This window comes from Peribacillus sp. N1 (assembly GCF_054600815.1).
Map to the genome: position 1 here is coordinate 670,716 of NZ_BAAHZO010000001.1, position 12,656 is coordinate 683,371.

Annotated in this window: 8 protein-coding genes, 1 other RNA gene and 3 pseudogenes; 9 read left to right on the forward strand and 3 right to left on the reverse strand. The window is 35.5% G+C overall.

What is annotated here, in order from left to right; genetic code table 11:
- Positions 1–161 precede the first annotated feature (161 nt).
- The gene (locus ACYP5M_RS03175) at positions 162–1,460 is read left to right on the forward strand and encodes a protoglobin domain-containing protein (protein WP_459734620.1); all 1,299 of its coding nucleotides are present in this window, start codon (positions 162–164) and stop codon (positions 1,458–1,460) included.
- Between the two features lie 296 nt (positions 1,461–1,756).
- Here ACYP5M_RS03175 and tatA read toward each other — a convergent pair whose 3' ends face one another.
- Positions 1,757–1,963 carry a twin-arginine translocase TatA/TatE family subunit gene (gene tatA / locus ACYP5M_RS03180; protein WP_101222064.1) on the reverse strand — a complete coding sequence of 69 codons (207 nt, stop codon included), beginning with the start codon at positions 1,961–1,963 and terminating at the stop codon, positions 1,757–1,759.
- Between the two features lie 361 nt (positions 1,964–2,324).
- Here tatA and ssrS point away from each other — a divergent pair.
- The 5 genes and pseudogenes from ssrS to ACYP5M_RS03205 all read left to right on the forward strand — a co-directional run bounded on the left by ssrS (position 2,325) and on the right by ACYP5M_RS03205 (position 5,645).
- A non-coding RNA gene (ssrS, locus tag ACYP5M_RS03185) (6S RNA) lies at positions 2,325–2,512 on the forward strand.
- A 284-nt stretch (positions 2,513–2,796) separates the two neighbouring features.
- Positions 2,797–4,164, forward strand: a complete 1,368-nt coding sequence (locus ACYP5M_RS03190; RefSeq protein WP_459734621.1) for an MFS transporter — start codon at positions 2,797–2,799, stop codon at positions 4,162–4,164.
- Positions 4,165–4,475: 311 nt separating this feature from the next.
- A complete protein-coding gene (locus ACYP5M_RS03195) occupies positions 4,476–4,664 on the forward strand; it encodes a hypothetical protein (protein ID WP_063233876.1) in 189 nt (62 codons plus the stop codon).
- 129 nt (positions 4,665–4,793) lie between these two features.
- Positions 4,794–5,087: pseudogene (locus ACYP5M_RS03200) on the forward strand (IS1595 family transposase); the annotation flags it as partial.
- Positions 5,084–5,645: pseudogene (locus ACYP5M_RS03205) on the forward strand (class I SAM-dependent methyltransferase). The pseudogenes ACYP5M_RS03200 and ACYP5M_RS03205, both read left to right, overlap by 4 nt.
- A gap of 484 nt (positions 5,646–6,129) precedes the next feature.
- Here the strand turns inward: ACYP5M_RS03205 and ACYP5M_RS03210 are convergent.
- The gene (locus ACYP5M_RS03210) at positions 6,130–7,359 is read right to left on the reverse strand and encodes an SIR2 family protein (RefSeq protein WP_459734622.1); all 1,230 of its coding nucleotides are present in this window, start codon (positions 7,357–7,359) and stop codon (positions 6,130–6,132) included.
- The gene (locus ACYP5M_RS03215) at positions 7,307–8,647 is read right to left on the reverse strand and encodes a hypothetical protein (protein WP_459734623.1); all 1,341 of its coding nucleotides are present in this window, start codon (positions 8,645–8,647) and stop codon (positions 7,307–7,309) included. Before ACYP5M_RS03215 ends, ACYP5M_RS03210 begins: the two co-directional genes overlap by 53 nt.
- 263 nt (positions 8,648–8,910) lie before the next feature.
- On the opposite strand from ACYP5M_RS03215, the gene ACYP5M_RS03220 reads away from it, so the two are divergent.
- The 3 genes and pseudogenes from ACYP5M_RS03220 to comGC all read left to right on the forward strand — a co-directional run.
- Positions 8,911–11,313, forward strand: a complete 2,403-nt coding sequence (locus tag ACYP5M_RS03220; RefSeq protein WP_459734624.1) for a zinc-ribbon domain-containing protein — start codon at positions 8,911–8,913, stop codon at positions 11,311–11,313.
- Between the two features lie 612 nt (positions 11,314–11,925).
- Positions 11,926–12,198, forward strand: a complete 273-nt coding sequence (locus ACYP5M_RS03225) for a type II secretion system F family protein (protein WP_459734625.1) — start codon at positions 11,926–11,928, stop codon at positions 12,196–12,198.
- Between the two features lie 91 nt (positions 12,199–12,289).
- Positions 12,290–12,433, forward strand: a pseudogene (gene comGC / locus ACYP5M_RS03230) (competence type IV pilus major pilin ComGC); the annotation flags it as partial.
- Positions 12,434–12,656 lie beyond the last annotated feature (223 nt).

The following is a 12,656-nucleotide window of genomic DNA, read 5'->3' on the forward strand; positions in this document are numbered from 1 at the left end:
AAAAAACTGTAGATACTCTTTGGGAGTGTCTTTTTTTATTTGGACATAAATAGTTCATAAGTCTTGTGTGTAAGAAGAAAATTTATCAAAGTGAATTAAGATTAACAGACTTTATGTCGAAATAGTATATATGGGTAGAAAAAATTGGAGGCAATTCAATCATGAAAAGTATATGGAGAAGTAAACAAAAGATAGATTCGATGGACTATATGCAATATAAGGAACACGTCGGTATCAAAATCAGGGAATATCCGAGCGTATTGAATCAAGTGGAAATGATTCATTTGACGATGGGGGATTTGTGCATAATTCGTTCTTTACAGGAAGAAGTGAAGAAACATTTGACCCAAATAGTAGGAAATTTCTATAAAAATCTAGAAAATGAACCCTCATTAATGAAAATCATATCAGACAATAGTTCTGTTGATAGGTTGAAAAAGACACTTCATCGTCATATGTACGAAATGTTTAGCGGGAACATTGATGATGCGTATATTAAACAACGTTATATTATCGCACAAGTACATGTGCGAATTGGATTGCAGCCAAAATGGTATATGAGTGCTTTTCAGGATTTATTGCAGTCATTAATCATTCATGTGATTTCCAATATGAAAAATATTGAGCAATATCAAGAAAACATTCTGGCTGTCACTAAAATTTTTAATCTGGAGCAGCAAATAGTTTTAGAGGCATATGAACTTGAAAATGAGAAGATTCGCCAAAAAAACCAAGCAGAAAAAGAAACGATTAAACTGCAGGTCAATCATAATGCAGAGGAATTGGCAGCAATCAGTGAAGAGACTAGTTCAGCAACTCAATTAATGGCAAATAAGGTAGTCGAAATTCATGATTTCACTAAAAAGGGCTCAGAGATTGCGATACATGCAGAGGGAAAATCAAAAGAGGGAGTCGAACTGTTACAGGGATTAGAGAAAAGATTGGTAAAAACGCAGGAGCAAATGACGATCATCTCAAAAGATATGGAACAGCTATCCAATACTTCAAAGGAAATTGAACGAATTGTCACGATCATCACTTCAATTGCAGAGCAAACGAATTTGTTGGCGTTGAACGCAGCGATTGAAGCGGCAAGAGCTGGTGAAAATGGTAAAGGATTTGCGGTTGTGGCTGGTGAGGTAAGGAAGCTGTCGGAAAATACCAAGGACTCAGTTTCGGAAGTAGTGAAACTGGTTAATGGAATTGCTCATTTTACCAATGTCATGAACACATCAATTTCCATGGTTAGCGGGGAAATTACTAAAGGAACGAAACAAGGAAAAGAAACTGGCATATTTTTTACTGACATAGCAAAGGACATGCTTTCTGTAAAAAAGCAGAATATTAAAATCACCAAGGAAATGACAGAGCTGAATGATATATTCGCCGAAATTAATGAAGCATTCAATCAAGTGGCGGTTTCCTCGGATCAATTGACTCAAATGACGATGAACTTGTAATGAAGTTCAACATTTTTATAAGAACAGCTTAATGGTGCTCATTCGTATTTTAATAAACAACTCGATAGAATATTTCTGATCAAACCCCAAGCGGTTTATAGAATAGTAATAAGGATGCCGTTAACAAGCTGTCCAATAAATCACTTGATATAAAATAAGTTTAATGTTATATTAATAAAGCGATGAGCTAATTTGTGTAAGTCGAAGAACATGCTTTTAGCTAAACGTCGGGATGTGGCCTGACGGTTCTGCGCCACAAACGCATCAAAGACGCCTGCTGCGTGCAGGCGTCTTTTTCATTTTATCGATTCTTTTCTTGCAGCTTGTACGTCATCCTTGAATTCCTCTTGTATTTCTTCTGTTATTCCCTTGGTTGCATCCTTAAACTCCCTAAGCGAGGTGCCGACTGCCCGTCCGATTTGAGGTAGCTTGTTCGGTCCAAAAACAATTAAAGCTAAAAGAAGTATTAAAATTAAACCGGGAAAACCAATGTTTGAAAGCATAACTAGTCACTCCAATCAAATCTGTTAGTTAATATTATAGACTCCTTCCATGTATTTGCCAATGTTATTTAGGATATATTATAGAGTTCAGCAACCGATGATTCTCACAAGACAACACTTTCAATTCCGTCCAATTTTATCTTGCACATTCTATCTAAAAATTACTTACCCAAGTATGCTATTACATAATAATTTATCAATGAACGTGGGGGACGGTAACATAAATCAGAGTGCAGCCGTTAGTTTTGCCGTTTGGGCATGAATAATCTGGCTCCACCTATTTAATGTGTAATATGAAATTTTTTTGTTGTCTGGGAATGATTTAACTTGCAAGAATGAAGATATTTCGGTATTATAACTATACAAGCTGCGTTGTTCGTAATGATAATTAAGTTTTAACCTTTAAGCTGTAATAGGGAGTTTTATATTGAAACAGGAATGTTATGCCTCGTCACTGACTTGGACAACAGGATTGCTTCTGCAAACACCCACTTTGAGGAGTGGTGGTTTAAAACTTTCTTACTTGAATACGGCAATGGCGGCTTCCTACTTCACTAATTAGAAACCAGTTCCGATAAGGGACTGGTTTTTTGTTGTTTTTACGCATGTTCAAAACTTGTAATTAACGATAGCATCAGAAAACATATTAAGATTTTATGAAAAATATGCGAAAGTTTTTATTGAAATATCAGATAATTAGCATTTATAATAACAATTAGATAACTCGGTTCACTATTTGTATAAAATATGTGAGTCGAATATTTTTTACATGATTACGTAAGCGCTATCATTTGGATGGAATTACTGCAGTCACCTAGAGAGGAGAAAATTTTATGGCTAAAATTAATACGACCGAGGTAATTAGCAACAGTAAATTTAACCGCTTTCATTTTGGATTGCTGGCATGGTGTTTTATCATTATCCTTTTTGACGGCTATGACCTTGTCGTTTACGGTACGGTCGTCCCGTTATTGACGGAGGAATGGAACCTTACTTCCGTGGAAGCAGGGGCTATGGGCAGCTACGGTCTATTTGGAATGTTGTTTGGGGCGATCTTCTTTGGTACATTAGCAGATCGGATTGGCAGAAAAAACGTAATCGCGATTACACTCATTTTATTTAGTTTATTTACGCTTTTATGTGGATTTGCGGATACGCCTACGATGTTTTCAACTTTCCGATTTCTAGCGGGATTAGGGCTTGGGGGCATCATGCCGAACGTCATTGCCTTATTGACGGATTATGCACCGAAAACGATGCGGAGCATGGTCGTTTCAATCGTATTATGCGGTTACTCATTCGGAGGGATGCTTGCTCCGATACTGGGTATCCTGGTTATGCCGGCACTAGGTTGGGAATCAATATTCTGGTTTGCAGGAATACCATTGTTATTTTTACCCTTCATGATGAAGCGTTTACCAGAGGCTTCGACGCATCTGATCAGAAGTAATAAAAAGGAGGAACTGATCAGAATACTATCAAAGGTAAGTCCGGAAAGTAAATTCGACATCAATGACGAACTTGTGGAAGTGAAAAAAACAGAAGCCAATATGCCGATTGTTGGATTGTTTAAGGATTCCCGTGCCCTTAGCACATTGATGTTCTGGATCGCCTTTTTCATGTGCCTATTGATGGTATATGGATTGAATACATGGCTTCCAAAGCTAATGATCGAGGCAGGGTATGCGCTGAATTCAAGCTTAGGTTTCTTGATCGTCCTTCAAGGGGGCGCTATCGTAGGCACGCTTATCATCGCTAAACTTTGTGATCGTTATGGATCCAAGAAAATGCTTGTGCCGATGTATGCGCTTGGGGCTGTCAGTCTGACGTTATTGGGAATGGGCGGAAGCTCCTTCGTGATTTACACATTGGTAGCGGTTGCAGGAGCCTGTACCATTGGTGCCCAAAACCTTGTACAAGCCTATGTTTCCCAGTACTATCCACCAAATATAAGATCGACTGCACTAGGGGTGGCATCTGGTATCGGAAGGATTGGCGGTATGCTCGGGCCCATACTCGGCGGATTTTTATTATCCATCTCGCTACCCATCCAATTGAATTTCATTGCCTTCGCCATACCTGGTCTAATTGCTGCGGTTGCCTTATCATTCGTTCCAGTGAAAATGGCTTATTATAAACATGATCATTCGGAACCAACTGAAGAAATGGTCGTAGAATCAAATAAAATGAACGTCTTGTGATTTAAATGCATGAAATGCAGTGCTGGGATACCCTCGCTGTCATTTCATGCATATTTGTATTAGCTTCCTTTTTTCCTTAGCAAAGGGTCTATATAAAAACTGCAAATTTACAAGAATTAGTGTAAAGATTTTCCGGGAATTGTTTCGCTTGACCTTTCCTTGAGAAAAGTTGCTTAAATGTTCATAATTTCGCAATATGAGTCACTCTTAATATAAAGAATAAATGTTAGAATGATGATATGGATAATTAATTCCTCCTTGAAGTGGAGCGAACTATAAATTAATCTCATCTTTTGTGAGGAGTCATTACTTTGAAGATTTTAAAACATGTAATTTTTTGGTTAAGCATTATAGGGACATTATTCTCTATGATTTATTTCTTTGTAGCGGACATTCCGTTATATGTTAAATTGTTAGGCGGAGCCATTATCCTTTATCTGGGTTATGATCTTATAACTGAATCAAGGAAAAGAAAGCGTAAAGAAGCCTTGGACGCTTAATCTTATCTTCATTAAAAAGCCCTCTTTGATAAGAGGGCTTAGTTTGTGTCCAAAGGGGTCCGGAATGGGATAGACAAAGGTGAATTAAACAAGGATAACTATGGAAGGGCAGAATGACACAAGAATAAGCTCTTTAATGACCATATAGGGGATAACTCTTTCCTTTGCACTGATAATCATAAAAGTTCAACACATAAATGCTTTTCAAAGCAAATTAACGAAGTGGATGAATAGGTTTAATGGTGTTGCAGATATATATATCAGTAATTATATGTATTGGTTAAAATGGCTTGAACTATTTAAAATAATATAGAAGCAAAAAAGTAAAGAACTTTAGGGTTCAACGTAGTAGCCTATGCTTATACAAAAACAGCAGAATTTAATAAAGGTGAGCTAATAATTGTAAAGGAGATTAAGGTATGACAGAAATCTGGGAATCAAGAAAAACATAATGATGTGGGGATTTGAACCTTCAGACTCCGCAATCTTGTCAAAGGACTTTTTCCTTGAAAAGAAAGTTAAGGATGTATTGATTCCTGGTATTGGATATGGTAGAAATGCAAAGGTTTTTATTGACAACGGAATGAATGTAACAGGTATTGAGATTTCAAAAACAGCAATTGAATTGGCAAGGCAAAATGGGCTTAATATTAGTATTTTTCATGGTTCAGTAACCGATATGCCTTTTGATAACAAACTTTATGATGGTATATTTTGTTATGCACTTATTCACTTATTGAATAATCGTGAGAGAGATACGTTTATTAAAGAAATTTTGAGATAACGAAAGGGGTAAAAATGTTTTTTTATGATTCTGACTCGATAAAACAAGAATTTGGAAAATATGGACTGATAGAATATTCGGAAATTGTTGAGCCACATAAGAATATGGAAAATATACATCCATTTAAATTTATAATGGTAAGATGTCAAAAAGAAAGAACTATAATTACTATTGCATGGAAAAATGACAATACATAAGAAGACCCTGCTCAATCGTTTAAAAAAGGGGAGAGAGTTAGTCTATGGATTAGGGGTGACTTGATAAAGGTAAGTATCAGTATTGACACTTCCTAACCATTTTCATTCTCTGAGGTGCAGCGATGATTTTTCCGCTGCATGGATGGTTAACGGGGCAGGTTATTTCAATAAAATTTAATCTATTTAAAAGTAGAAGGGGCTAGGAGTGAACTGAGTAATTTACTTTGGACAAGGAAGAAAATCAAGAAGGCGTAGGGTTAGTTTTAATTGGTGGTAGCAGTTGCTGTTGAATTAAATATAATAGGGGAAAGTTGTTCACCTTGGTGACTAACTTTCCCATTATATTTTTAAAGATATTACTGGAATAGCTATTACACTATAGACCACGCTAAGTGGTCTTTTTTTTATATTTGTCAGTCACCGGCATTTCTTACTTGTTTAGCTAGTTGTGCGTCTATAATGCCAATTATATCTGATCTCTTATTTAGCAGGCTTTATTAATAGAATTTAGGACGGTTTTGATTCCGTTCACTAGGTCTTGACCATCTATTTTTCCATCCGGTTTAATTGTTACATTGATGCCAATTACTTTAAGATTTTGTTTTGAGAACTCCTGAGCTTGGGTAAATGTAATATTGGGAAGGATAATAAAATGATCACCTTCTATTTTAGAAGTAATTTTATTATATAAATCTTTAAAGTAAATGTCTGTAAACGAAAAACCTAGAAAAAGAAATGATTTATTACTCATAAATGTATATAATATTCTCATAAAATCGGCGTTACCATACAAATCATCATAACTTTCTTTCGTAACAATCATTGATTTTGGTTTATGTACCACTCCATGTAAATGGACGATATACTGCTGCTTCTTTTCCATGAATTTTTGCATATTTTCAATATCATCCCACTTTAAAGGTGGCACAAATCCATTCCGAAGGGTAGAAAAAATATTGTCATAATTAGTTGTTAAATAAAAATCAGATTGTAAATCAAGTACATCCAAATAATTATGATATTCTTTTTCAATGTTCATGTTTATTTTTCCTTCAAATAAATCTACAATTTCCCCTTGAATTAGACGATCCTCATTTAATAAAGAAGATTTTTTTAAATAACTAAGGGCTTCGAAATAATCCCCTTCATCGAGTTTGTCATTGTAATAGCCCTCATACCCTTTTTTTATATATTTTGAAAAGCTTTTAAGCATATCCTTCCAATCAGGAAGACTAAAGGGCACTGACAAACCAGAACCCATAAACGGTATAAGGTTCGCTTTTTTTTTCACCAATTGTTCGAAATGTATTTTAAAGTCTTCCATTACGTACTTATCAAGCATATATTTTTCTCTCCTTAACTCAAGCTCCGAAAGTAATTTTAATCTATTTTCTTTTACGATTTGATAAATTGATTGGATTTCATGTTCTCCGTTTACTATGTTAATATTTTTTCCGCAATACACACATGAAGTCATCATTGTAAACGTATTTTCAGATTCATCATACTTTAAACATGTATAGTTGTATTGCTCTCTCACTAAACTTTTTTCTTTCATAGCCGCAATTATTTCAAAAAAATACGGAAAAGATTGTTCAGCATTAAATTTTGTAAAACCAAATGTATTTACAAAATTATCAATAATTTCTACGGTTTCCTGTTCATTCCTTTGTATCATTGTAGCAACGATACTTACTAAGCTCTCTAACAACATGGAGAAATAACTCCTTACCAATATGATTTTTATTTATAAATGTTACTTTGAAATTTTCTTTAGTAGACACAACTGAGGTTTGACACACATCAGTGCTGTGTGTCAAATGGTTTATATCTTTAAACCACGATAAAGACCAATTAGGCAATTCAAGTGCTTCTTGAAAATCAGTATATAAACTATGGAACATAACTGATGTTGCTACAGGTTCGTTTGCACCAGAGGTTCCCGTTGCTCCTTTAGACGAGTTCTTAGACCTAAAAGAAACCTTTGTAGGGTATCCGACTAACTTGTTGTGCTTTGCGATGTAAATTAAATCATCATCCTCTGTCATCACATCAAGGTAAGTAGCTAATAATAACGAGTTAAAACGCACTTTTAAATTTTCTTTATTCACTAGGGGAACACGGGGCTTTCCGAAAAGCTCTTCAGTTGCCGTGTCAACTAAAGCTTTTATAGTACCGGATGTTTTTGTTTCAACCTCTTGTCGAAGCTCATCAAGCATTATGTTATCTAGATACTTACACATTTCAAACATTGATGTTCTATCTTTTTTGTATTTGATATATTTTTGAAGCTGAAGGTGTGTAATAATCAAAGTGGAGAACTTCTTATATGCCTTCATTACTGTTCTTTGTATTTCCTCATCAGAATTTTCGTCATCATCTTCTTCAACGATATTAGGCATGTTTTTTAAAGCAACAACAAAAGTTTGATTAGTATAATCAATTTCAATTGCACAGACAAGATATCTCATTGATATCTGACCACCATCTTTTTGAATCGGTACAACTTGAACAACTAAAAATCTTGCTTTATTAATGTGATTACCAGCCAGAGTATAGTCATATCCTGCTAAAAATGTATTTTTTTCAGTTGTGTAAACTAGATCCATGATATAAAATCCATTTTCAGTCATTAATCGCTTAACGTCTGGCGTCAAATTATTTCTGGAGTTCATATCTTCAATCAGTCGCTTCACTAATTGCTTAAAAACTACTTCAGTAATCATTGGGTTTTTAATCTTATTAATAAAAACATTCGTTAGTCTACCGTAAAAAATAGATTCAAAAAATACTCTTTCTAAAATCTCCCGCTCAGAATATTTTTCTGTTAGAAAACGCGAATAATAGGTAGCAAAAGGTTCGTCTTCCTTTTCCTCTTCAAAACCAGTTTGTTCTTTCACTGCACTTTTTAGCTTAGGTACATCTATATAATCTGAAAATTGATGCCCCTGAAATATATACATACTATTTTTTTCTTCATCCTTATTTAATGCTTGGGACAAAGGAACCACCCTTTCTACCAATTTACTATGATCCATTATAGCAATATTATTGTGGTTTTGGTAGAATACAAGTTTTCATCCTAATTATGCCACCACATTCATAACTACAGCGCTTAATCCAGTCCCGTTAAACCCAGGTTAGCAAGTTAATGATAGGTATTCGTATCTATACCGTATTTGAGTAAGTTCGTAACGGGAAAGACGTTTTATCTCTGCCATTGTAGGAAAGAATCAGTTTTTATCATGTGACTAGGGGGAGCATTATGACAGAAAAAAAAGAAAAGAAATATTTGTGTGAAAACGCTCGGCTCATGGCGGAGTGGAATTTTGAAAAGAATTTAGCCTTTGATACGAGCACTTTGACTTATGGGAGTGGAAAAAAAGTTTGGTGGATAGGCAAATGTGGACATGAATGGGAAACAAATATTTATAAAAGAGTAAATGGTGAGGGATGTCCATTTTGCTCGAATAAAAGAGTTCTGGCAGGTTTTAATGATTTAGCATCACAAAATCCTAAATTAGCAAATGAATGGCACCCAACTAAGAGCGGCACCTTATTACCAACAATGGTTACTGCAAACTCACACAAAAAGGTTTGGTGGGTATGTACAAGTGGACATGAGTGGGAAGCCAGAATAAGTAATAGAAATAGTTTAGGTCGAGGTTGCCCATATTGCGCAAATCTAAACAGAAGTAATGATGTAAGAAAAGGATATTTACAAAAAAGAGGTTCTTTCGCTACACACTTTCCCGAAGTTGCTTCCGAATGGAATCAAGATAAAAATGATTTAACTCCAAACGATATGACAAGTAGGTCGGGACAAATTGTTTGGTGGAAGTGTAAAACATGTGGAAATGAATGGGAAGCAGCAATATCAAACAGAAGCAAAGGAAGTGGTTGCCCAATTTGTGGAAAAACTAAAGCACAGGAAAACCGCTATAGGAAGTTGATTCAAGATAGAGGCTCTTTTGGTGATAAACACGAAGGCTTACTCCTGGAATGGAACTATGAAAAAAACACAGATTGTAGCCCTTATAAAATAACGGAAAATTCAAACAGAAAGGCTTGGTGGAGATGTAGGAAATGTAGTTATGAGTGGAAAGCTGTTATTTACACTCGAACTAAAGGAGGTGGATGTCCTAATTGTATAAAAGAGAGACAAATCTCTTTTCCGGAAAAATGTTTATTCTTTTACATCAAGCAAGTGTTTAAGGATGCACAAGAAAATTACAAATGCGACTTCCTTGGTAAAATGGAATTAGATATCTTCATTCCGTTTTTGAATATTGGAATTGAGTATGATGGGCATTATTGGCATAAAAGTATTGCAAAAGACTTACGCAAAGATCAGCTATGCCACGAAAACGGGATTACCCTTATTAGAATTCGGGAACCTAAATGCCCGATTCCAATTGGGGAGCAGCTTGCTAATACATATTACTACCGCCTTATTGATCTATCGGAACAAGAACTTGAAAAGGGCATAGATCACCTTATAGGTTGGATTGTTTCGCATAAACATATTCAGACGGTTTCCCCTGCAATAAACATAGAATCGGATAGAATCGCGATATATGAGTCTATAGATATGTATGAAAAAACAAATTCGTTGCAATTGAAATTTCCAGAATTATCAAAAGAGTGGAATCCCGTAAAAAATGGAATTATGAAGCCTTCAAATTTCAACTTTGGCTCGGATAAAAAAGTTTGGTGGCAATGTAGGTTTGGTCATGAATGGCAAGCCGTAATTAGTAGTAGAGTTGTTGGAAGTGGATGTCCTATTTGTGCCGGACAATCAGTATTAAAGGGTTACAATGATTTAACAACAACACATCCCATGCTTATAGCGGAATGGAATTACGAACGGAATACTAATTTATCATCGGAGTCTATCTCTGCGGGTTCCCAAAAAAAAGTTTGGTGGCAATGCGAGTTAGGTCATGAATGGCAAGCTGTTGTTTCTAGCCGTGTTGCAGGAAGTGGCTGTCCCATTTGTTCGGGAAAACGCGTGTTGGCCGGATATAATGATTTGGTAACGAAGAATTATACTTTATCAGCTGAATGGAATTACTATAAGAATGGTAGGTTAACACCTGAAATGGTATCTATTGGCTCAAGTAAAAAAGTTTGGTGGGAATGTGAGTTGGGTCATGAATGGCAAGCGTCCATTTCCAGTAGAAGTAGAGGAAACGGTTGTCCAGTGTGCGCAAATAAACAAGTTGTAGTTGGATTTAATGATTTGGAATCGAAAAGCCAAGATATCGCTAATGAATGGCATCCAACAAAAAACCTTGAACTTAAACCAACCGGTGTTGTTTACAACTCGTCAAAAAGGGTTTGGTGGAAAGGTCGTTGTGGACACGAATGGGACGGTAGAATTAGTGCTCGGTTCTATAATGGTAACGGTTGTCCATATTGTGTAAGCAAAAGGGTATTAGCTGGATATAATGATTTGGCAAGTCAGAATGCACTTTTGAAAGAAGAATGGGATTATGAAAATAACAACTTGGAACCATCCAAAGTCACCCCGAATTCACATAAAAAAGTATGGTGGAAGTGCAGAAAATGCGGGCATTATTGGCAAGCTATAATTAAGAATCGAAACAAGGGTCAAGGTTGCCCACATTGTTACAAAGAAAAACGGAAAAGTAAGATTCATATTTAACTTTAAAAAAAGGAGAACGGTTTATTTGAGAAAGAATTTGATATCTGGATTGTGAATATGACTTGCGATTGATAGTGATTACCTAATGAATGTGCATCAAACCAATCGACAATTTTATTTTGGGAACTCACTTCAATAAAAGTAGCATGAAGACTCCTTTTTCTTATGTAAATCACGGACGCGTTACTTTAATAAGGATTAAAGCCTTTATATTCCGCTAACGGGTAAGGTTAGTGAAACAAGGAGCGCTTAAATGGATGCTATTTCAACAACTTTAGACGTGAGGTAATGTAAGAGTGTATTAATTTGCTCTGTTAGCACTCTAAATAAACCTACACACTTTAAAAGAGTTTCGGTCTCTTACGACCAATACATATACTTGTTCTTTATACGATTTGGTTTAATGGGTTGTGCCCAGTAAGGCAGCGGAGGATTTTGATGGGAATTCCGATATTCGGGACCTTCATCAAATTATACGAAACCTTTTTTTTTGCAAGCCAATTAAGTGGCTTACTCTCCGGAGGGCTAATCTATTAACGATAGCATTAAATTATTCTCTATAAATCAACAGCAGACTTTTTACCAAAACTATGCAATATCATTTAGGATGATTTGATCGAGGGCAGATCACTTGAATTGATTTTTCGGGAGCTTCCATATTTTGATGGTAATTTGCCGGTGGTCGCTGCAAATGGTCAAAAATACGGCAGACTTGATGCAGAGCTACTTCATTACAGTCGTTTTATACTGGAAAAAATTGAAGAGAGAATGAATGCAATCTTAAAAATCATTCAGCCTCTCATGTTTTCACTGATAGGTCTGTTGATCGTGTCCATTTATTTGGCGGTTTTGCTGCCGATGTTCTCACTGCTCGAAAGTATATAGGATTTTATTATTGTATTCCGGAGGTGAAAATGCTCGAAGCCATCTAGTATTCAGGTGGTTCAGGAGCATGATGGATATGTTGAAGAACGTGATGAATGAACGTGGGTTTACACTAATTGAAATGCTTATTGTTTTACTGGTAATTTCCATCCTTTTGATTATAACAATCCCCAATATCACAAAGAACCAATCTACGATTCAGTCCAAAGGATGTGAAGCATTCGTGAAATGGATTAATTACAGTACATCCTCATTACAAAGCTGAGTTTACAAGGGTTTTGAGTATTGGTCAAGGTTAATAACAAAAATAGAAAGAAGTTGAATAAGGAAAAGTAATTTATTTAGTAACAAATACAGTTTAATAATATCTCCCTTGATTAACTTATATTCACAACCTACAAAGTGTCCCGTCTGTAATTATTTCAAGAGCTCAAAGTAATCTCCATCTTTAAAATCAG

Coding starts and splice junctions, on each gene's coding strand:
- ACYP5M_RS03175 (WP_459734620.1), top strand. CDS start 162: ATGAAAAGTATATGGAGAAGTAAACAAAAGATAGATTCGATGGACTAT.
- tatA (WP_101222064.1), bottom strand. CDS start 1,963: ATGCTTTCAAACATTGGTTTTCCCGGTTTAATTTTAATACTTCTTTTA.
- ACYP5M_RS03190 (WP_459734621.1), top strand. CDS start 2,797: ATGGCTAAAATTAATACGACCGAGGTAATTAGCAACAGTAAATTTAAC.
- ACYP5M_RS03210 (WP_459734622.1), bottom strand. CDS start 7,359: ATGTTGTTAGAGAGCTTAGTAAGTATCGTTGCTACAATGATACAAAGG.
- ACYP5M_RS03220 (WP_459734624.1), top strand. CDS start 8,911: ATGACAGAAAAAAAAGAAAAGAAATATTTGTGTGAAAACGCTCGGCTC.